Here is a 21,105-nt window from a genome sequence, read left to right as displayed (position 1 = left end):
CCCACCCCACCCCAGCTGGGGGACACGGGAGGTCCATACACTGGGCGCGTTCGTCGTCACCTGCGGAAGGACACCCTATGCTCGAGCATTCCGGACCCGTACGTATCGGTGTTCTCACCAGCGGTGGTGACGCCCCCGGCATGAACCCGGCGATCCGCGCGGTCGTCCGGTCGGCGATCGCGGCCGGCGCCGAAGTCTTTGCGGTGAGGGAGGGCTGGCAGGGCGCGGTCAACGGTGGCGACGACATCGTCGCGCTGGAATGGGACGACGTCTCGGGCATCCTGCAGCGTGGTGGCACGGTGATCGGCACCGCCCGGTGCCAGGAGTTCCGCGAGCGCGACGGCCGCCGGACGGCAGCGCTCAACCTGGTCAGTCACGGCATCGACCGGCTCGCCGTGATCGGCGGCGACGGGTCGCTGACCGGGGCGGACATGCTGCGCCAGGAGTGGCGCGAACTGCTCGACGAACTCGTCGCCGAGGGGCGGCTGGAGCGCGAGGTGGCCGATGCCCACCCTGAGTTGATGATCGCCGGGCTGGTCGGCTCGATCGACAACGACATGGTCGGCACCGACATGACGATCGGCACCGACACCGCTCTGCACCGGATCATGGAGGCGGTCGACGCGATCGCCTCCACCGCCGCCAGTCACCAACGCATCTTCATCGTCGAGGTGATGGGCCGCGAGTGCGGCTACCTGGGGTTGAACAGCGCGGTCGCCGGCGGCGCCGCCTTCATGTTCATCCCCGAGGCACCGCCGGAAGAGGGCTGGCAGCAGCACATGTGCGAGCTGATCGTGCGCGGCCGCGAGGCCGGACGGCGCGATTCGCTGATCATCGTGGCGGAGGGCGCCCGGGATCGGTCCGGCAACCCGATCAGCTGCGACGACGTCCGCCAGGCGCTGCGTGACAACCTGGGCCAGGACGCCCGGGTGACCATCCTCGGCCATGTCCAGCGCGGCGGCTCGCCCACCGCGTACGACCGGTGGATGTCATCCATGGTGGGCGTGGCGGCCGCCGATGAACTGCTCACCGCGGCCCGGACCACCGTCCCGGTCGTCATCGGGGTGCATCGCAACCGGATCACCCGACGTCCGCTGGCCGACGCCGTCCAGGCGACCCGGGCGATCGCCGACCAGGTCCACGCCCACGACTTCGACGCTGCGGTGGAGGGGCGCGGACACGGCTTCCGGCGGATGGTGGACATCTTCCACGCCCTCGCCGAGGCCGAACCGCGGGTCACCCACGGGCAGCGCACCAAGCGGATCGGCATCGTGCACGCCGGCGGCCTGGCGCCGGGGATGAACACGGCGGTGTGGGCGGCGGTCCGCCTGGGCATCGACGCCGGCCACACGATGCTCGGCATCCAGGGCGGTTTCCCCGGCTTCATGCGGGGCCGGGTCAGCGAGTTCGCCTGGGGCGACGTCGAGGGCTGGACCGGGATGGGCGGGGCCGAGTTGGGCACCCGCCGCGAGGTGCCTGGCTCGGAGGAGCTCTACGGCATCGCCCGCACCATCGAGGAGAACGCGATGGATGCACTGCTGGTGATCGGCGGCTTCAACGCGTACGAGGCCGTCGCGCTGATGATGGCCGAACGGCGACGCTATCCCGCGTTCGACCTGCCGATCGTCGTGGTGCCGGCCAGCATCGACAACAACCTTCCCGGGTGGCGGATGGCCATCGGCGCGGACTCCGCCCTCAACGCGGCGATGCAATCGCTCGACCGGATCAAGCAGTCGGCGGCCGCCAGCCGGCGCTGCTTCGTGGTGGAGACGATGGGCCGCAACTGTGGCTTCCTCGCCCAGGCCAGCGGACTGGCCGCGGGCGCCGAGCGGGTGTATCTCAACGAGGAGGGCATCACCATCTCCATGCTGGAGGAGGACGTCCGCCAGATGCGCGCAGCGTTCGAGCAGGGCCGGCGCTTCTACCTCGCGGTCCGCAACGAGGAGGCGGCCGAGTACTACACGGCCGACTTCCTCGCCCGGCTCTTCGAGGCGGAGGGTGGCGACCTGTTCGACGTACGGCCGCTGATCCTGGGACACATCCAACAGGGCGGCAATCCCACCCCGTTCGACCGACTGGTGGCGACCCGGCTGGCGGCCGTCGCCATCGAGGAACTCGACCGGCAGTTCGCCGCGGGCACCGCCGGCTACGTCTTCGCGACGGAGAGCGACGAGGCGTACGCGATGACGCCGTTCAAGGAGTTCGACGACATGGTCGACATGGTCGCCCGCCGGCCCACGGACCAGTGGTGGCTGAGCCTGCGGGAGGTGGCGGCGAAGGTCAACACCCGCTCGTTCGCCGACCAGCCGCTGGGGACCGCGCCGGGCGAGCTCGCCGCGGCCCAGGCCCGGGGCGAGAAGGCCGGCCGGCGTCGGGCTCGCGGCAAGTTCGTCGGTTGACCGGCAGGTTCGTCGGTTGACGCCGGGCCGATCGCCGTCGGCCGCGGTGCGCTGACGCCGGTCGGTCTCGGAGCGTTCACCGCGCCGGGGCCCCGCCCGTCACCCGTGGGCCGCGGTCAGGACTCCTGGCCGCCGGAGCGCCGCAGCACCTCGCTGAGCCGATCCGCCGCGGCCATCACGGCCGGCGCGTGCAGTCGGCCGGGCTGACGGGTGAGACGCTCTATCGGTCCGGAGACACTGACGGCCGCGATCACCTTGCCGGAGGGGGAGCGGACCGGCGCCGACACCGAGGCGACCCCGGGCTCGCGCTCGGCGACCGACTCGGCGAAGCCGTGCCGACGTACGCCGGTCAGGGCGACGGCGGTGAACTCGGCCGACTCCAGGCCCCGCTGCATCCGGTCCGGGTCCTCCCAGGCGAGCAGGACCTGCGCGGCGGAGCCGGCCGACATGGTCAGCTGGCTGCCGACCGGGACGGTGTCGCGCAGTCCGGAGGAGCGCTCGGCGGCGGCGACGCAGATCCTGATGTCGCCCTGGCGGCGGAAGAGCTGTGCCGACTCCCCGGTGATGTCGCGCAGCCGGGCCAGCACCGGGCCGGCAGTGGCGACCAGCCGGTCCTCACCGGCGGCGGCGGCCAGCTCGGCGAGTCGCGGGCCGAGCACGAACCGGCCCTGCAGGTCGCGGGCGACCAGGCGGTGGTGCTCCAGCGCGACCGCCAGACGATGAGCCGTCGGGCGCGCCAGGCCCGTACTCTGGACGAGTCCCGCGAGCGTGGTGGGACCGGTCTCCAGGGCGCTCAGCACCAATGCCGCCTTGTCGAGGACGCCGACTCCGCTTCCGTTATCCATATATCGATATTGCAGTCTCGGGATGTGAAACGCAAGTCGCCATCGTTACCGGAAACGGTGGAGGTGTTGCTACGCTGATCTCACGAAATGGGACCACGGTCTTTCATTGTGAGATGAGTCGGGTTGGTTGCTGCGGTGTCGCGGCGTCGGCGGTCTCGCAGGACGGCGTCCGTACGGTCCTGGTTGATCCGGATGGAGGACATTCGATGGGTAAGACCCTCAGCGAGAAGGTCTGGGAGGACCATGTGGTCCGGTCCGCGGACGGCGAGCCCGACCTGCTCTACATCGATCTGCAGCTCGCCCACGAGGTGACCAGCCCGCAGGCGTTCGACGGCCTGCGCCAGGCCGGCCGCCGGGTGCGCCGTCCCGAATTGACGATGCTCACCGAGGACCACAACACCCCGACCGACGACATCTTCGCCCCGGTCGCCGACCCGGTCTCCAAGCTGCAGCTGGACACCGTCCGGGCCAATGCCGCGGAGTTCGGCCTGCCGATCCACTCCCTGGGCGACCTGGACCAGGGCGTGGTGCACATCATCGGCCCGCAGCTGGGCCTGACCCAGCCGGGCATGACCATCGTCTGCGGTGACTCGCACACCGCCACCCACGGCGCCTTCGGGGCCCTGGCGTTCGGCATCGGCACCTCCGAGGTCGAGCACGTCTTCGCCACCCAGACCCTGCCGCAGGCACGGCTGAAGACGATGGCGGTCAATGTCAACGGCGAGCTGCCTGACGGTGTCACCGCCAAGGACGTCATCCTGGCGATCATCGCCAAGGTCGGCACCGGCGGCGGCCAGGGCCACGTCGTCGAGTACCGCGGCTCCACCATCGAGAACATGTCGATGGAGGGCCGGATGACGATCTGCAACATGTCCATCGAGTGGGGCGCCAAGGCCGGCCTGGTCGCGCCCGACGAGAAGACCTTCGGCTACCTGCAGGGCCGTCCGTACGCCCCGCAGGGTGCCGACTGGGAGGCGGCGGTCGCCTACTGGCGGACCCTGCGCACCGATGACGACGCCACCTTCGACGTCGAGATCGACATCGACGCCACCGCCCTCACCCCGTTCGTCACCTGGGGCACCAACCCCGGCCAGGGGGTGCCGCTGTCCGCCGCCGTCCCGTCCCCGTCCGATTTCGCCGATCCGGTCGACCGTACGGCGGCCGAGAAGGCGCTGGAGTACATGGGCCTGACCGCCGGCACCCCGATGAAGGAGATCCCGGTCGACACCGTGTTCGTCGGCTCCTGCACCAACGGCCGGATCGAGGACCTGCGGCTGGCCGCGTCCGTCCTCGAGGGCCGCACGGTCGCCGAGGGCGTACGGATGCTCGTCGTCCCGGGCTCCCAGCGGGTCCGCCAGCAGGCGATCGACGAGGGCCTGGATGCGATCTTCACCGCGGCCGGGGCAGACTGGCGCTTCGCCGGCTGCTCGATGTGTCTCGGCATGAATCCCGACCAGCTGAAGCCTGGGGAGCGCTCCGCCTCCACCTCGAACCGCAACTTCGAGGGCCGTCAGGGCAAGGGTGGTCGTACGCACCTCGTCTCGCCGGCTGTGGCCGCCGCCACCGCCGTGGCCGGTCACCTGGCCGGTCCCGCCGACCTGCCCGTCCTGCAGAACGCCTGAGGAGTCATCGCCATGGAGAAGTTCATCGAGCACACCGGCACGGCGCTGCCGCTGCGCCGCAGCAATGTCGACACCGACCAGATCATCCCGGCGGTCTACCTCAAGCGGATCACCAAGACCGGCTTCGAGGACGGCCTGTTCGCCGCTTGGCGCCAGGACCCGGAGTTCATCCTGAACAAGCCGGAGCGCCAGGGTGCCACCATCCTGATCCCGGGTCCGGAGTTCGGCACCGGCTCGTCGCGTGAGCACGCGGTGTGGGCGCTGCAGAACTACGGCTTCAAGGTCATCATCGGCTCCCGCTTCGGCGACATCTTCCGCAACAACGCCGGCAAGTCCGGCCTGCTCGTCGCGGTCGTCCCGCAGGAGGTCGTCGAGCAGCTGTGGGACGCCACCGAGGCCGATCCCTCCCTGCAGGTGACCGTGGACCTCGACGCGCGGACCATCACCGCCGGTGACCTGGTCGCGTCCTTCGACGTGCCCGACTACACCCGCTACCGCCTGATGAACGGGCTGGACGACATCGGCGTCACGCTCACCCACGAGGACGAGATCGCTGCGTACGAGGCGAAGCGGCCGAGCTGGAAGGTCACCACTCTTCCGCTGCGTACGCAGGACTGAGCCACACGGCGTCCGTCATGTCCGGAGGGCCGTCATGTACGGCGGCCGTCACGAACCGAGGGCCTGGTTGTCCGGCGTACGCCGCCGTCACCTCCAGGCGACCCTCGCTTGCGTTCGGATGTCAGGGGTTGCCCTTCGCTGACGCGCCTCGGCCGGGAGCTGTCATGGCTCCCGGCCGAGGCGCGTCGTGGTGTGCGCTGCCGTCCCCTGTGGATGGTCGTGATCTCGGGTCGGCCGCGGTGTGGATCGGTCACTCGTGCGTGCCACGGCGGCGCGTCAGGCGGTGACCGGCACCGGCTCCACGGATCGGTCGACGAGCCGTGCGACGGCCTCGGGTCGGAAGCCCTTCACGGTGAGCCACAGACCGAGCGAGATCTCCCACAGGGCCACCGGGAGCGACGCGAGTCCGCCGAGCGCGGAGACCTGGTCGACCAGGCCGAACACCGTGCCGGCCGCCGACGCCATCAGCAGCGGAGCGCCGATCAGTCCGACGGCAGGGATGATCCGCGGCACCAGGCCGGAGCGGTACATCACCGAGCCGAGCAGTAGCGCGTTCACCGCCGGGGCGAGACCCGGACCGAGCAGGAACGCCCAGTCGTGGACCGCCACCAGAGCCGACGCTGCGCCTGGGACCGCAGCGGATGCCGTCCCGGTCTCGCCGCCGATGACCGTCGTCAGGGATGCCATGGCGACGACGCCCAGCAGGACGAGGCCCGCCTCCGCCACTCGCGAGGTGACGAAACCGAGTGCCGCGATCTCGCTTTGGCGACGGGCGATCGGGTACAGCGCCACCGCCGTGCCGATGCAGCTGATGGCCAGGACCACTTCCAGCAGGGTGGCGCCGAGCAGGGCCGTACGGACAGTCGGGCTCGCGAGCGTCGCAGGGTCCTTCAGGATGGGCGCCTTCAACGCCAGCGCGGGGATCGACGTCACGACCGTGGCGAGGTAGAGCAGGCCGGCGATCAGGGCGAGGCGACGTGGGTGGGACATGACGTGGGTTCCTCTCGGGCGTCGGGACACGGTGGTGTACGCCGTACACCTTCAGTGTGTGGTGTACGGTGTACACCAGTCAAGTGGTGTGGCGCCCGAGGATCGGCACATCGCCCCGAGCACACGAAGACCTGCACCGAGGGAGGACCATGCCCCGATCGACACGCCCTGTGCCCGTCCGGGGTGAGCCCAGCACCCTGACGCCCACCGACCCGCCGTCCACCGACCCGCCGTCCATCGATCTGCCCTCCACCGATCCGCCGTCCATCGATCTGCCCTCCACCGATCCGCCTTCCACCGACCAGGACCCCAGCCACCCTGCGCGCCCCGCACTGACCCGTGAACGCGCGCTGCGCGCCGCCGTGGCGCTGGCCGACGGTGACGGCATCGACGCGGTCAGCATGCGCAACCTCGCCGCGCGACTCGGCGTCACCCCGATGGCGCTCTACAAGCACGTCGCCAACAAGGAGGATCTGCTCAGCGGGATGATCGACACGATCATCGCGTCGTACGACCCGCCGACTGCGGGCGGCGACTGGCAGACGGCCGTACGGGACCGGATCCTGTCGGCGCGGCGGGTGCTGCTCCGGCATCCGTGGGCCCGACTGGTGATCGAGTCACGCAGGACGCGTACGCCGCAGGTCCTCGCCTACATGGACTCGCTCGCGGGGATGTTCATCGGCGGCGGACTGTCGGTCGATCTCACCCACCACGCGATGCATGCGCTCGGACACCGGATCTGGGGCTTCAGCCCAGAGGCGTTCGAGGACCCGGACGCGCTGGCGCTCCCGACCGACCCCGTGGAGCGGGAGGAGGCGGTGCGCCAGGTGACGGCGACCTATCCGCACATCGTCGCGATCGCGAGGGAATCGGCGCGCGGTCGGGTCCCCGAGGTGCCCGGGTGTGACGAGGAGTTCGAGTTCGTGTTCACGCTGGACCTGCTGCTCGAGGCGTTCCGGCGGCTCGACGCGGCAGGGTGGTCGTCGCGGGACCGGTAACACGAGACCCGATCCCGCGTCGACGCTCCGCCGAGACCGTCCAGTTTTCGAGCGCCGTCGCCACCCTTGACGCCCGGCGATCCCTGGTCCGGATCAGCCCTGCTGCAGCACCAGCGGCGGGGAATCGGGCTCGAAGAACAGACCATCGGGGAGGCCGAATCGCCCCTCCAACTGTGTCCGAGTAGTGCTGTCGGGTGCCTTGCCGGAGACCTGGACCGCGAGACCCGAACCGTCGGGACGCACCGAGGTGGTGACGATGCCCAGTTCCGCGACCAGGGCCCGATCGCCGAGGAGTGCCGATGACGCGCGCATCAGCTCCACCCGGGTGAAGCGGGCGTCGTGCACCACCTCGATCGTGATGCCGTAGGGCACGCTTCGGGCGTGGTCCAGGAGCTCGGGGCTGGGATCACCGCGCCAGTGGACGGTCATGGCCGACCGGTCCCAGTCGGTCACCAATCCCGCAAAACCCTGCGGGTCGGACATCGTGCGCACTTCATCGGCGACGTATGACATCCGCAGGCCGACCTCGGCCGAGGCGAGTTCGTCCGCCGGCACCCTCCCACTGACGTGCTCCCGGAGCGCCGGTGGTGACTCCCGCAGGATCGACTCCTCAGTCATCGGGGTGTCCTCAGGAGTGGCGAGCGTACGGATGCCGGCCACTGACAGGCAGATCACCACGCCCACACCTACGCTTGCGGTGTACCTGAGCAGAGTCCTGATCCGCCGGTGAGTCCGACCTCCGCTTGTGCTGCCGGACCCGCCGCTGCTGAATTTCTCCGCCTGGTGCACGTTCTCAACGCTACTCAAGTGTGGCGCCCCAAGTACTGAGCGACGATCATCACCTGTGGCAGCGGCGAAGAGCTTCCGGTTCCTCACGTAGTCGTCGTCGCGATGGGTGGGGGGCGGGGTGACCCCATGTGGGTGTGGTCTCAGGTCTCCGGCGTCGTCTCAGGTCCCTGGCGTGGTCTCGGATCCCCGATCATTCTCAGGTCGGCCGATGGTGGCCGTCTTCCCCGACGCTATTCGGCCGTAGAAGGGCGGGGTTCCTTGCGAGGGTCGGGGTTCCTGAGAATCGTCGGGGCGGCCCCACTGCGCCGGCTCAGGTACAGGTGAAGACCTCTGCATTTCGTCCGTGCAGAGGTGTCCGTCATTCAGCGCCAACGTACGGGCGAGGTGAAGAGCTGAGCGTTTGTGCGTGAGGGAGGCTGCGCAGGGAGGTTCCACGGCCTGCGGGACGTGAGGAACCGCGCCGGGAACCACGCCAAGGGGCCTGATCATGCGATCCCAGTGCCCGCACTGGCGTGGCCTCGGCGACCACCCGAAGGCGGGTCACGCTGTCCTCGGACCGGGACCGGCTCAGTGCCAGGCGCTGACGACCCGCGGCCCGGCGCCGAGGGTGACCATCGCCTGCAACCGTTGTCCCGGGCGCAGTCCGACGACGGGGTCCAGCAGAGCGTCGGGGGAGAGGTCGACCCGCCACCCCTCGTCGGTCACCACGGTCCACGGCCCTGTCCACGATGTCGCGTCCGGTGTGCCCGTCACCGTCACCCCGAGGTGTCGTACGGGCGTGTCGGCCGGGCCCAGCATCGCCGCGCCATGCCGTCCCTCCCGGGCACGGCCCTCATCGGCCGGCATCTCGACCTGCTCGACCTGCTCGATGTGCTCGACCTGCTCACTGACCGGGCCGCCGACCTGCGCCTGCGAACCGTACGACCGCAGCAGCGCGCCGAGCCCGATCCACGCAGAGCCCATCGCGTCGGCCACCACGACGCCGATCCCCGCCCCGGAGGGGCTCAGCTCCTCGATCCGATCCAGCAGTGCGCACAGGGCGAGCCGGTGCCGCGCCGGCGCGGGCCAGCCCCGGAACGCCGGGGCCCGATCCGGATCGGGCGGCAGCAGCCAGTGGACGGGATCGGCGAGGTCGGTCATGCTTCGGATGCTGGCACACCCCGCGCGCGGCCGCCAGCGAGGGGATGGCCGGCGGCGAAGGGACGGGCCGGCGGGGCGAGGGGAGGCCCGGGGCGAGGAGGACCACAGCAGGCGCGGGAGAGGCCCGGCGATCCCGCTCGCGACGATAGGCTGGCGGGATGGCACAGTGCTGCATCCTCGGGGCCGGCAATTGGGCGACCGCGTTCGCCCGGGTGCTGGCCGACGCCGGCCACCACGTCACGATGGTGGCCCGCCGCCCGGCAGTCGCCGACGCGATCAACCAGCACCGCCGCAACCCCGACTACCTGTCGGACATCGACCTCGGCGACCGGGTCGACGCCTCCACCGACCCGGTCCGCGGGCTGGCAGGTGCCGACCTGATCGTCCTCGCCCTGCCCGCCCAGCAGTTGCGCGGCTACCTGCGTCACCTGGCCACCCTGCCGGTGTGGCGCGACGCGACCGCGCCGGTGCTCAGCCTGGTCAAGGGCATCGAGACCGGCACCGACATGCGGATGAGTGAGGTGATCGCCCAGGCCGGCGGAGTGGCCCCCGAGCGGATCGCGGTGCTGTCCGGCCCCAACCTCGCCCGGGAGATCGCCGAACGTCAGCCCTCGCTGTCGGTCGTCGCTGCCCACGACCCGTCGGTCGCCGTAAGGATCCAGCAGCTCTGCCTGACCCCTTCGTTCCGTACGTACACCGTCGACGACGTGGTCGGGGTGGAGTTCGCCGGGGCGGCCAAGAACGTCATCGCGCTGGCCGTCGGCATGGGGGAGGGCCTCGGCTACGGGCACAACGCCCTCGCCTCGCTGATCACCCGCGGCCTGCACCAGGTGGCCGCGCTCGGTGAGGCGCTCGGCGGGCGGCAGACCACCTTCGCCGGGTTGGCCGGGCTCGGCGACCTGATCGCCACCTGCATGTCCCCGCTGTCGCGCAACCGGACCTTCGGGGAACGGCTGGGGCGGGGCCTCGACGTCGCGGAGGCGTCCCGGGAGAGCGCCGGGGTGGCCGAGGGGGTGGCGACCAGTCAGGCGGTCCGCGACCTGGCCCGGGCGTACGGCGTGGACATGCCGATCGTCGAGGGGGTGGTGGCGGTGCTGGAGGGCCGTACGACCCCGGCGGCGATGGTGCCGATCCTGATGGAACGCGAACCCAAACCGGAGCTGTGACCGGTGCCCGTTCGCCGGTCGGGGGCACCAAGCGGGCGGCGGTAGGGTGTTGCCCGTTGCCGTCCCAGGAGGTCCCATGACCACGCCCGCCCGCCCGACCGTCGCCGTCGTCTTCGGCGGTGGCAGCTCCGAGCACGGGGTCTCGTGCCTGACCGCGGCGGGCGTGCTGTCCGCGATCGATCGGACCTGCTACGACCTGGTGGCCGTCGGCATCACCCGGTCCGGCCGATGGGTCCAGCTGGGCGTCGACGAGGTGGTCGCGCTGACCACCGTCGACGGCGTGCTCCCCGAGGTGCCCGAGGACCGGGCCGACGCGGTGCTGGTGCGGACGGCGGACGGCGCTCGGATCGCTTCGGTCGACGGCGACGGGCTGGTGGACATCCACGACATCGACCTGGCCTTCTCGTTGCTCCACGGCCCGATGGGCGAGGACGGCACGATCCAGGGTCTGTTCGAGATGTACGGCGTGCGCTACGTCGGCTCCGGCGTGACGGCCAGCGCGCTGGCGATGGACAAGATCCGGATGAAGCAGGTGATGACGCTCAGCGACCTGCCGATCGGCCCGTGGGTCGGCATCCGTCCGGCCGAGTGGGCAGCCGATCCCCAGGCCTGCCTGACGGCCATCGAGGCGCTGCGGTTCCCGGTCTACGTCAAGCCGGCCCGCGGCGGGTCGAGCGTCGGCATCACCAAGGTGGTGGATCCCTCCGGGCTGCCCGCAGCGATCGCCGAGGCGCAGCGCTGGGACCCGCGGGTGATCGTCGAGGAGGGCATCTGCGATGCCCGCGAGATCGAGTGTGGTGTGCTGGAGGGGGTCGCCGGCGCCCGTCCGGAGGCGTCGGTGGTCGCCGAGATCGAGATGCACACCGAGTCCGGCTTCTACGACTTCGACGCCAAGTACCTGCCCGAGGAGCAGGTCAGTCTGCATGTGCCGGCCAGCCTCGACCCGGCGGTCGCGGACGAGGTGCGTGAGGTCGCCATCCGGGTCTTCGAAGCGTTCGACTGCGAGGGTCTGGCCCGGGTCGACTGCTTCCTCACCGAGGACAACCGGGTGCTGGTCAACGAACTCAACACCATGCCCGGCTTCACCCGGTTCTCGATGTTTCCGCAGGTCTGGGCCGCCGCCGGGGTGGCCTACCCCGAGTTGATCAGCCGGCTGATCGAGCTGGCGCTGGCCCGTCCGGTCGGCCTGCGCTGAGTCGTTTCGCCCTGCGCTGAGTCGTATCGCCTTGCGCTGAGTCGTATCGCCCTGCACTGAGTCGGGCCCGCCGACTGCCTGACATTGCCTCCGGTACGCCGGTCCAGGGGCGGTCGGGGACCGTCAGCCGGCGCAGGGTCGCAGCAGGGTGTCGTGACGCGACACCACCGGGCCCAGCTCGGCGAGCGCGTCGCCGGTGTTGCCGTAGGAGTTCGGCACCCCCACCTGGACGTACGCCGCCCGGCCGACGGTGGTGAACACCGTCCCGGTCACGCCGTCCTGGGACCACCAACCGACGCCGTCGACCTCGAGGCACTGGCTCGTCGGGGTCAGCTCTGCCGGCTGCGGCACGCCGCAGGCCAGGGTGATCGGCGGGTCCCCCCAGGCCACCGACAGCGACCCGGTCGTCGGCCGCCGTGGCGAGCCCAACACGGTGGCGGGAGCATCGGACACCAGGGCCGTGCAGACGGCACGGGTCGCGTCGTCGACCGGCGGATCGGGCAGCTGCACCGGGGCGCTGCAGCCGGCGAGCAGGAGCAGGCCTGCTGCGGCCACGACAGCGGCGGGCCGCGGGTCCCTCACTCGGCCATCACCGGGCAGGTGACGGTGCGGGTGATGCCGTCCACCTCCTGGACCGCCCGGATCAGTCGTCCCAGGGCCAGCATGTCGTCGGCGTGCGCGCGGACGATCACGTCGTACGGGCCGGTCACCCCGTCGGCGTCGGCGACACCGCCGATGCTGCGGATCGCGGCGGTCACCTCCTCGCTGCGCCCCACTTCGGTCTGCACCAGGACGTACGCCTCGACCTTCGCCGTGCCGACCATGGTTTCCCCTTTCCTTGCGCCGGTTTCCTGCGCCGGGGGGCGACCCCGGGTGGCCTCACGCTACCGTGTCGAGGACAACGACACCGACGAGGAGTCCCGATGAACCACATCGCCACCTCCGGGCGCACCCCCTGGCCCTATCCCGGTCCACGTCCCGGGCAGGAGGAGCCGGCGGCCACCCAGCAGACCATCGCCGACATCGGCGAGTTCGAGCTGATCGACCTGATCACCCGGGGACTGCCCGGCAACGACCAGGTGGAGTTGGGCCCGGGCGACGACGCGGCGATCATCCACAGCCGTGGTGGCCGGACCCTGTGCAGCGTCGACGTGCTGGTGGAAGGGGTCCACTTCCGCCGCGACTGGTCGTCGGCCACGGACATCGGCCGCAAGGCGGTCGCGGTCAACGTGGCCGACCTCGAGGCGATGGGGGCCCGCCCGATCGGCATCGTGATGGGCTTCTCCGCACCGGGCGACCTGGCCCTGACCTGGGTGCGCTTCTTCGTCCAGGGCATCCGGGAGGAGTGCGACCGGGCCGGGGTGGCATTGATCGGCGGCGACATCACCAAGTCCCGCGACATCACCATCTCGGTGACGATCCTCGGCGACGTCGGGCCGGAGGGGCCGGTGCTGCGGTCCGGTGCCCGGCCCGGCGACCTGGTCGCCCTGAAGGGGCGCGTCGGCTGGGCAGCGGCCGGACTCGCCGCGCTGAGCAAGGGGTTCCGTACGCCCAAGGCGGTGGTCGAGGCCCAGCAGGTGCCGCAGCCCCCGTACGGCGCGGGGCAGCAGGCCGCCCGGGCCGGGGCGACCGCGATGATCGACATCTCGGACGGCCTGCTCGGCGACCTGGGTCACATCGCGCAGCGGTCGCAGGTGTCGATCGACGTGCATCGTTCCGCCCTCGGCATGCCCGAGCCGATCCGGTCGGTCGGGCAGGCGACCGGCGTCGACCCGTACGTCTTCCTGCTGACCGGCGGGGAGGACCACGCGCTGGCCGCGACGTTCCCACCCGGGGTGGTGCCGGAGGGCTGGACCGTGATCGGTACGGTCGGGGACGCACCGACAGCAGGACGACCGTCCGTCACGGTGGACGGCCGGCGATGGGAAGGACAGCAGGGCTATGACCACTTCCACTGAGCGGACCGCCCCAGCCGGGGCCGCCGACGCACGACCCGTCGCGCTGCCCACCGCCAGGGTGCTGACCATCGCCGGCACCGACTCCGGTGGGGGAGCGGGGGTGCCGGCCGACCTGAAGGCGATGATGGCGCTCGGCACGCACGGGATGTGTGTCGTCACCGCGGTCACCGCCCAGAACTCCGTCGGCGTCCAGGGCGCCTGGCCGCTGCCGCTCGACGCCATCCGCGGGCAGTTCCGCAGTGTGGTCGACGACATCGGCGTGGATGCCCTGAAGACCGGGATGCTCGCGTCCGCCGAGATCGTCGCGACGGTGGCGGAACTGGTCGACACCGTGCCGCGGCGCGCCGACGGCACGCGGGTCCCGCTCGTCGTCGACCCGGTGGCGATGTCCAAGCACGGCGATCCACTGCTGGCGGCCGACGCGATCGCCACCCTGCGGTCCGCACTGGTGCCGCTGGCGACGGTGCTCACCCCGAACATCCCCGAGGCGGCACTGCTGGCCGGGATGTCGACCGCGACGCCACCGACCATCCTGGCCGGGGCACTGCTGGAGCTCGGCGCCGACTGGGTGCTGATCAAGGGTGGGCACAAGGAGGGCGACGCCGACGACCTGCTGGTGTCCTACACCGGCGAACGCCACCTGTTCCGCGCCGCGCGGGCCGACAACACCCACACCCACGGCACCGGCTGCACGATGGCCTCGTTGATCGCCGCCGGCCTCGGCCAGGGCCTCACCGCGCCGGAGGCGGTCGGTCTGGCGAAGCGGTTCATGATCGGGGCGATCCCGGCCGGCTACGCCCTCGGTGCCGGGATCGGGCCGGTGGATCCGCTGTGGCACCTGCGCGAGGCCTTGGCCGACGGCGGCTGGACCCCCGGGCCGCGGCTGCGCACGGCGGAGGGCTGAGTCCCGGCGGCTCTCTCGTCCGGCCGGCCCGGAGGCTCTCGCCCGCCCGGGGGCCTCGCCGGGGTGTGGATCCGCCGGGGCGTCCGGTCCGCGGGCGCTCCGGCGTGGCCCGCCCGGCGTGTGCGCCGGGGCCGATTCGGGTCGATGGCCTAGGGTCGGTGCCATGGCGACACGCGCGACTTCCCCTGCGCGTTCTTCCGGCGGGCGGACCTCTTCGCAGGCCCGCTCCGGTGGAGTGCGCTCCGGGGGATCCAAGGGATCCTCGGCGAGCACCCGCAAGGGCGGCTCGTCGTCCCGTGCGCCGCAGAAGCGTCCCGCGAGCGGGCGTCGTACGCCCCCGCCGCGGCCGCGCAACCCGCTCACCGTCCTCTGGGACGGTCTGGCCGGGCTGGTCGGCGCCGGGGTGCGCTCGATCGGCACCACCGCCCGCGACGTTCCGCCGGACCTGCGCCGCGACGGCATCGGTCTGGCCCTGATCGGCGCCACCATCGTGCTGGCCGCCGAGTTCTGGTGGGGTCTGCCCGAGCCGGTCGGCGGCTGGCTGACGTATGCCGTCACCTCCGTCATCGGGATGGCCGCGTACGCCTCGCCGCTGCTCACCGGCACGATGGCCTGGCGGACCATCCGGCACCCCGACACCACCGGTCCGGCCGGCCGCCAGGTGGTCGGCTGGCTGACCGGTGCGCTCGGCCTGCTCGGCCTGGTCAGTGTGGCGCACGGCCTGCCCCGCCCCGCCGACCCGGTGGCGCTGCGGGAGGCCGGCGGCGTGCTCGGGTTCGTGTCGTCGAGCGTGCTGACCGACCTGATGACCGCCTGGGTGTCGGTGCCGTTGATGGTGCTGCTCACCTTCTACGGCGTCATCCTGATCGTCGGCATCCCGCTGCATGAGATCCCGACCCGGATCGCCGAGGCCCGCGAGCGCCGGCTGGGGGCGTTGCCGCGGCCCGAGTACGGCGTCGACGAGCAGGCGTACGACACCCCGATCGTCGGCGAGCGTCGACGCGGCCGTACGGTCCGCGAGACGCACCCCGAGGACGGCGCGGAGGACGAGGAGACCAGCGCGACGCCTGCCCCGGCGCGCCGACGCCGCCGGTCGCGCGAGGACAGCGTGGTGATCGCCCGCGCGCCCGAGCCGCGGGAACGGCCGGACCTCACCGACATCGACCCGATGGCCTTCGACACCGGCATCATCGATGCCAGTCCGGTCCCGCGGCCGAAGCCGGCGACCGCCGTGGAGGCCGCCAAGACCGGCCCGGTCACCGCCGGGCTGCCCGCCAAGGTCACCGTCAACCCGCCGGCCGAGGTGCCGGACGACTCGCCGCTGCCGCAGCGCGTCGAACAGGTCGGCGATGTCGAGTACCGGCTGCCGGAGATGACCGTGCTCAAGGCCGGCACCCCGCCGCAGCCGCGTACGCCGGCCAACGACGAGATCGTGCACCGGCTGACCGAGGTGTTCGACGAATTCGACATCGACGCCCGGGTCACCGGCTACACCCGCGGCCCGACGGTCACCCGCTACGAGGTGGAGCTCGGCCCCGGCGTCAAGGTCGAGAAGGTCCTCAACGTCTCCAAGAACATCGCGTACGCGGTGGCCAGCGCCGACGTCCGGATCCTCTCGCCGATCCCGGGGAAGTCCGCCATCGGCGTGGAGATCCCGAACAAGGACAAGGAGATCGTCTCCCTCGGCGACGTGCTGCGCTCCACCAAGGCGCGCAACGACCACGAGCCGATGACGGTCGGCCTCGGCAAGGACGTCGAGGGCGGCTACGTGCTGGCCAACATGGCCAAGATGCCGCATCTGCTCGTCGCCGGTGCCACCGGCTCGGGCAAGTCGTCGTTCGTGAACTCGATGATCACCTCGATCCTGATCCGGGCCACCCCCGACGAGGTCCGGATGATCCTGGTCGACCCGAAGCGGGTCGAGCTCACCGCGTACGACGGCATCCCGCACCTGGTCACCCCGATCATCACCTCGCCGAAGAAGGCCGCCGAGGCGCTGCAGTGGGTGGTCAAGGAGATGGACCAGCGCTACGACGACCTGGCCGAGTACGGGTTCAAGCACGTCAAGGACTTCAACAAGGCCGTCCGGGCCGGCCAGGTGCAGCCGCCGGCCGGCTCGGAGCGGGAGGTCCGGCCGTACCCCTACCTGCTGGTGATCGTCGACGAGCTGGCCGACCTGATGATGGTCGCCCCCCGCGACGTGGAGGACTCGATCGTCCGGATCACCCAGCTGGCCCGCGCCGCCGGCATCCACCTGGTGCTCGCCACCCAGCGCCCGTCGACCGACGTGGTGACCGGCCTGATCAAGGCCAACGTGCCCTCCCGGCTCGCCTTCGCCACCTCATCGATGACCGACTCCCGCGTCATCCTCGATCAGCCCGGCGCCGAAAAGCTGGTCGGCCAGGGCGACGGCCTGTTCCTGCCGATGGGCGCCTCCAAGCCGGTCCGGGTGCAGGGCTCCTGGGTCACCGAGCAGGAGATCCGCGACGTCGTCGACATCGTCAAGACCCAGCTGCAGCCGAGCTACCGCGAGGACGTCACCGCGCCGGCCGCCGCCAAGAAGGTCGCCGAGGACATCGGCGACGACATGGAGCTGGTGCTCGAGGCCGCCCAGCTCGTGGTCAACCTCCAGCTCGGGTCGACGTCGATGCTGCAGCGCAAGTTGAGGGTCGGCTTCGCCAAGGCCGGCCGGCTGATGGACATCCTGGAGACCCGCGGGATCGTCGGGCCGTCGGAGGGCTCCAAGCCGCGCGAGGTGATGGTGACCCCGGACGACCTCGACGAGGTGCTGGAGAACCTGCAGCAGGCCTGAACGGCGGACGTGGGGGATACTGGACGGCATCATGAGTGGCGAAACATCAGACCTGCTGTCGGTGCACCTGGTCTCCTTGGGCTGTGCACGCAACGACGTCGATTCCGAAGAACTCGCCGGCCGGCTGGCCGCGGGCGGCTTCCGCCTCGTCGACGACGCCGAGGGCGCCGACGCGGTGATGGTCAACACCTGCGGCTTCATCACCCAGGCGAAGCAGGAGTCCGTCGAGGTGCTCCTCGAGGCCGCCGACCTGAAGGCAGAGGGTCGTACGAAGGCCGTCGTGGCGGTCGGCTGCATGGCGGAGCGCTACGGTGCCGACCTGGCCGCCGAGCTGCCGGAGGCCGACATCCTCGGCTTCGACGACTACGACGACATCGCCGCCCGTCTGCAGGGCATCCTGCAGGGCGCCCGGCCCACCCCGCACGTCCCGCGCGACCGCCGCGAGCTGCTGCCGATCACCCCGGTCGAGCGCCAGGCGGCCGCGGCCGGCATCGTCGTCCCCGGTGTGACCCACGCCGATGCCGCCGCGCCGGCCAGTGGTCCGCGTACGTTCCACCGTCGGCTCTCCGGGGCGCCGTCCGCGCCGCTGAAGATCGCCTCCGGCTGCGACCGACGGTGCGCCTTCTGCGCCATCCCGTCCTTCCGCGGATCGTACGTCTCCCGTACTCTCGACGATGTCGTCGCGGAGGCCCGCTGGCTGGCGAGCCAGGGGGTGCGCGAGGCCTTCCTGGTCTCCGAGAACACCTCCTCGTACGGCAAGGATCTCGGCGCCGGACACGATCTGGAGGCACTGCTCCGCGAGCTGTCGAGGATCGACGAGCTTCCGTGGATCCGGGTCAGCTACCTGCAGCCGGCCGAGATCCGCCCCGGGCTGGTCGAGACGATGGCCCGGCTGGACACGGTGGTCGACTACTTCGACCTGTCCTTCCAACACGCCGCGCCGGACGTGCTGCGCCGGATGCGCCGCTTCGGCGACCCGGAGTCCTTCCTCGACCTGATCGGCCGGGTCCGCGCCGCCGCCCCGCAGGCCGGCATCCGGGCCAACGTCATCGCCGGCTTCCCCGGCGAGACCGAGCGGGACGTCGAACTGCTCGCGGACTTCCTGCGCGCGGCACGGCTCGACGTGTGCGGCGTCTTCCCCTACTCCGACGAGGAGGGCACCGAGGGCGTACGCCTCGACGGGCACCTGCCCGAGGACGAGATCGAGGACCGTCGGGCGATGCTCGCCGACCTCGTCATGGAGGTGATGGAGGACCGTGCCGCCGACCGGGTCGGTGACGAGATCACCGTCCTGCTCGAGGGGCGTGACGAGGAGGACGGCAGCTGGGTGGGCCGTGCCGCCCACCAGGGACCGGAGGTCGACGGGGTGACCAGTCTCGACCTTTCCGCCCCGGACGGACCGGACGGCGAGTCGTACGCCGTCGGCGACCTCGTCCGGGCGCGGGTGACCGACGCCGAGGGCATCGACCTGGTGGCCCGACCGCTGGCGGGCCTCCGATGAGCGCGGAGCCCGGTGCCGAGCCGTCCCCCTGGAACGTCCCCAACGCCCTGACCGTCCTGCGCATCCTGCTGGTGCCGCTGTTCGGTTGGATGCTGCTCTCCCACCCGGAGGCGGCCGGCTGGCGGTGGGCCACTACCGGCGTCTTCATCGTGGCGATGGCCACCGACTTCGTCGACGGCCACCTGGCCCGCTCGCGCCACCTGATCACCAGCTTCGGCAAGCTGATGGACCCGATCGCCGACAAGGCGCTCACCGGCATGGCGTTCATCGGCCTGAGCATCATCGGCGAACTGTGGTGGTGGGTGACGATCGTCATCCTGCTGCGCGAGTGGGGCATCACCGTGATGCGGTTCTTCATCTTGAAGTACGGGGTGATGGCGGCCAACCGCGGCGGGAAGCTGAAGACGATGACCCAGTCGGCGGCACTGGTGCTCTACCTGCTGCCGTTGCCCGCAGCGGGCCTGTCCCTCGGTGGTGTCGTCGAGGTCATCTCCTGGGTGTTGATGGCGGCGGCCTTCCTGCTCACCGTGTTGACCGGTCTGGACTACCTACGGGAGGCGGTGCGGATGCGGGCCGCCTACCTGGCCGACCATCCCGACGCACGATGATCCGCCCCGACCTTCCCACGGACCGCCTGGATCCGGCGCCCTGGAGCTATCCGGCGGCGATGCCCCGGTCCTGTCCGACGACGCCCTGTCCGCCGACGCCCTGTCCTGCCACTACGGACGGTCCGGTGAGCGGCCTCGCACCGGTGGTGTTCGCGCCCCGGGACCGGTCTCCGGTGGACCTGCTCACCGGCCGGACCGCGGTCCGCACCGCCGACGTCCGGTCCGCCGCAGTGGGGCGCGCGACGGCGATCGACCGCGCGGTCGGATCCGGCGGGGCGGCCGGGGTCTCCCGCGGGGCGGCCCCCAGCGATGCGGCGTACGCCCTTGCGATGACGGTGCTGGCGCTCCTCGAGCGCGGGGCGGCGACCCTGGCGACCTGCGAGTCGCTGACCGGCGGCCTGCTCGGAGCGACGCTGACCTCCGTGCCCGGTGCCTCGACGGTCTTCCGCGGCGGTCTGATCACGTACGCCACCGACCTGAAGCACACCCTGGCCCGGGTGGATCCCGGCGAGCTGGCCCGGGACGGCGCGGTCGCCCCGTCCACGGCGCTGGCGATGGCCGCCGGTGCGCGCGAGACCTGCGCCGCGGACTGGGGCGTGGCCGTCACCGGTGTCGCCGGGCCCGACCCGCAGGAGGACCATCCGGCGGGCACGGTCTACGTCGCGGTGGCGGATCGGGTGGGCGCGGCGGTCGAGCAGTATCGGTTCGACGGCGACCGCCATGCGATCCGTACGCAGACCGTCGAGGCCGCCCTCCGACAGCTGGTCGAGGCGTGGCGGAGCCACTGAATCGGCGCGCGCGTCCGGGTGGGCGGGTGATCGCCCGGCGGGTAAGCTGACGCCATGACCCCTGTCACCGACATCGCCAGGCCCGCGTTGATGCGCGAGCACCTTGGTGCCGCTCTGCGCTCCGAGCGTGTGACACAGGGCAAGACACTCCGGGACGTGTCCCGGCGTGCCGGGGTGAGTCTGGGGTACCTCTCGGAGGTCGAGAGGGGCCAGAAGGAAGCCTCCAGTGAGCTCCTCGCGGCGATCTGCGGTGCGCTCAACGTGCCGATGTCCCACGTGATCGGCGACGTCGCCGAGCGGATGGCCGTCACCGAGCGCACCATCACCCCGCTTCCGCTGCGGCCCCAGGCGACCGCGACCGCTGCCTGACCGATCCCGGTCGGAGGACCGACGGTACGTGCGCGGGCGGGTACTGTGTCCGGGTGCGGGAGACGGAACTGTGGCGCAGACTCGAGCATCATCTCGGGTCGGCGTACGCCCGGGTGTGGGCGGAGCAACACGTGATGGCCGACCTCGCCGGACGCACCGCGGTCGAAGCGCTGGCCGCAGGAGTGCCACCGAAGACGGTCTGGCGGGCCTGCTGGGCCGCTCTGGAGCTCCCCGCCTCGGAGCGCTGACGCGGCTGCCGTTGCCGGCACGGCGCCGGGACCGTCGTACGATCCGTGCCGACACGCCGACGGAATTGTGCAGGATCGAACACCTGTTCGCTAAGTTGTTCACGGAGGACGTGGTGTCCCCGTCATCTGTCCCCAGCAGACAAGAGGGCCGCGGC

Annotated in this window: 19 protein-coding genes and 1 pseudogene; 14 read left to right on the top strand and 6 right to left on the bottom strand. The window is 71.4% G+C overall.

From position 1 onward, the window contains the following. Positions 1–77: 77 nt before the first annotated feature. Positions 78–2,285, top strand: a pseudogene (locus tag R0146_RS13965) (6-phosphofructokinase); the annotation flags it as partial. 230 nt (positions 2,286–2,515) lie between these two features. On the opposite strand, the gene R0146_RS13960 reads toward R0146_RS13965, so the two are convergent. Then, the gene (locus R0146_RS13960) at positions 2,516–3,244 is read right to left on the bottom strand and encodes an IclR family transcriptional regulator (protein ID WP_317690463.1); all 729 of its coding nucleotides are present in this window, start codon (positions 3,242–3,244) and stop codon (positions 2,516–2,518) included. Positions 3,245–3,450: 206 nt separating this feature from the next. Between R0146_RS13960 and leuC the strand changes: the two genes are divergently transcribed. Both leuC and leuD read left to right on the top strand, forming a co-directional pair. Continuing rightward, positions 3,451–4,866, top strand: a complete 1,416-nt coding sequence (gene leuC / locus R0146_RS13955) for a 3-isopropylmalate dehydratase large subunit (protein WP_317690462.1) — start codon at positions 3,451–3,453, stop codon at positions 4,864–4,866. A gap of 12 nt (positions 4,867–4,878) precedes the next feature. Continuing rightward, a complete protein-coding gene (leuD, locus tag R0146_RS13950; protein WP_317690461.1) occupies positions 4,879–5,484 on the top strand; it encodes a 3-isopropylmalate dehydratase small subunit in 606 nt (201 codons plus the stop codon). Between the two features lie 276 nt (positions 5,485–5,760). On the opposite strand, the gene R0146_RS13945 is transcribed toward leuD, so the two are convergent. Further along, positions 5,761–6,474, bottom strand: a complete 714-nt coding sequence (locus R0146_RS13945; RefSeq protein ID WP_317690460.1) for a DUF4386 domain-containing protein — start codon at positions 6,472–6,474, stop codon at positions 5,761–5,763. A gap of 170 nt (positions 6,475–6,644) precedes the next feature. Here R0146_RS13945 and R0146_RS13940 point away from each other — a divergent pair, with 170 nt between their 5' ends. Next, complete coding sequence (locus R0146_RS13940; RefSeq protein ID WP_317690459.1) at positions 6,645–7,472, top strand: TetR/AcrR family transcriptional regulator; 828 nt, start codon at positions 6,645–6,647, stop codon at positions 7,470–7,472. Positions 7,473–7,565: 93 nt separating this feature from the next. Here the strand turns inward: R0146_RS13940 and R0146_RS13935 are convergent, their stop codons facing one another. After that, positions 7,566–8,150: a hypothetical protein gene (locus R0146_RS13935; protein WP_317690457.1), complete on the bottom strand. Its 585-nt coding sequence runs from the start codon at positions 8,148–8,150 to the stop codon at positions 7,566–7,568. Between the two features lie 678 nt (positions 8,151–8,828). Continuing rightward, positions 8,829–9,401 carry a hypothetical protein gene (locus tag R0146_RS13930; RefSeq protein ID WP_317690456.1) on the bottom strand — a complete coding sequence of 191 codons (573 nt, stop codon included), beginning with the start codon at positions 9,399–9,401 and terminating at the stop codon, positions 8,829–8,831. Positions 9,402–9,559: 158 nt separating this feature from the next. Here R0146_RS13930 and R0146_RS13925 point away from each other — a divergent pair, with 158 nt between their 5' ends. Both R0146_RS13925 and R0146_RS13920 read left to right on the top strand, forming a co-directional pair. After that, complete coding sequence (locus R0146_RS13925) at positions 9,560–10,567, top strand: NAD(P)H-dependent glycerol-3-phosphate dehydrogenase (protein ID WP_317690455.1); 1,008 nt, start codon at positions 9,560–9,562, stop codon at positions 10,565–10,567. Positions 10,568–10,643: 76 nt separating this feature from the next. After that, complete coding sequence (locus R0146_RS13920) at positions 10,644–11,762, top strand: D-alanine--D-alanine ligase family protein (protein ID WP_317690454.1); 1,119 nt, start codon at positions 10,644–10,646, stop codon at positions 11,760–11,762. 123 nt (positions 11,763–11,885) lie between these two features. Here R0146_RS13920 and R0146_RS13915 read toward each other — a convergent pair whose 3' ends face one another. Together R0146_RS13915 and R0146_RS13910 are read right to left on the bottom strand one after the other, a co-directional pair. Then, positions 11,886–12,317 carry a DUF3515 domain-containing protein gene (locus R0146_RS13915; RefSeq protein ID WP_317690453.1) on the bottom strand — a complete coding sequence of 144 codons (432 nt, stop codon included), beginning with the start codon at positions 12,315–12,317 and terminating at the stop codon, positions 11,886–11,888. Positions 12,318–12,340: 23 nt separating this feature from the next. Further along, complete coding sequence (locus R0146_RS13910) at positions 12,341–12,586, bottom strand: Lrp/AsnC ligand binding domain-containing protein (protein ID WP_317690452.1); 246 nt, start codon at positions 12,584–12,586, stop codon at positions 12,341–12,343. A gap of 99 nt (positions 12,587–12,685) precedes the next feature. Between R0146_RS13910 and R0146_RS13905 the strand changes: the two genes are divergently transcribed. From R0146_RS13905 to R0146_RS13870, 8 genes are all read left to right on the top strand, one after another. Beyond that, complete coding sequence (locus R0146_RS13905) at positions 12,686–13,720, top strand: thiamine-phosphate kinase (protein ID WP_317690451.1); 1,035 nt, start codon at positions 12,686–12,688, stop codon at positions 13,718–13,720. Beyond that, a complete protein-coding gene (gene thiD, locus R0146_RS13900) occupies positions 13,704–14,624 on the top strand; it encodes a bifunctional hydroxymethylpyrimidine kinase/phosphomethylpyrimidine kinase (protein WP_317690450.1) in 921 nt (306 codons plus the stop codon). Before R0146_RS13905 ends, thiD begins: the two co-directional genes overlap by 17 nt. Before the next feature lie 163 nt (positions 14,625–14,787). Next, a complete protein-coding gene (locus R0146_RS13895) occupies positions 14,788–17,436 on the top strand; it encodes a DNA translocase FtsK 4TM domain-containing protein (RefSeq protein WP_317690449.1) in 2,649 nt (882 codons plus the stop codon). Positions 17,437–17,491: 55 nt separating this feature from the next. Next, entirely contained in the window at positions 17,492–18,937 is a 1,446-nt protein-coding gene (gene rimO / locus R0146_RS13890) for a 30S ribosomal protein S12 methylthiotransferase RimO (RefSeq protein WP_317692417.1), read from the top strand. After that, positions 18,934–19,545, top strand: coding sequence for a CDP-diacylglycerol--glycerol-3-phosphate 3-phosphatidyltransferase (gene pgsA / locus R0146_RS13885; RefSeq protein WP_317690448.1), 612 nt, complete (start codon positions 18,934–18,936; stop codon positions 19,543–19,545). Before rimO ends, pgsA begins: the two co-directional genes overlap by 4 nt. A 329-nt stretch (positions 19,546–19,874) precedes the next feature. Next, the gene (locus tag R0146_RS13880; protein WP_317692416.1) at positions 19,875–20,333 is read left to right on the top strand and encodes a CinA family protein; all 459 of its coding nucleotides are present in this window, start codon (positions 19,875–19,877) and stop codon (positions 20,331–20,333) included. 54 nt (positions 20,334–20,387) lie between these two features. Then, entirely contained in the window at positions 20,388–20,702 is a 315-nt protein-coding gene (locus R0146_RS13875) for a helix-turn-helix domain-containing protein (protein ID WP_317690447.1), read from the top strand. Positions 20,703–20,755: 53 nt separating this feature from the next. Next, entirely contained in the window at positions 20,756–20,950 is a 195-nt protein-coding gene (locus R0146_RS13870; RefSeq protein WP_317690445.1) for a DUF3046 domain-containing protein, read from the top strand. Positions 20,951–21,105 lie beyond the last annotated feature (155 nt).

Source organism: Raineyella sp. LH-20 (assembly GCF_033110965.1).
Lineage (GTDB): Bacteria > Actinomycetota > Actinomycetes > Propionibacteriales > Propionibacteriaceae > Raineyella.
The sequence above is the reverse complement of the archived record's forward strand: the minus strand, read 5'-3'. Positions and strand labels throughout refer to the sequence as shown.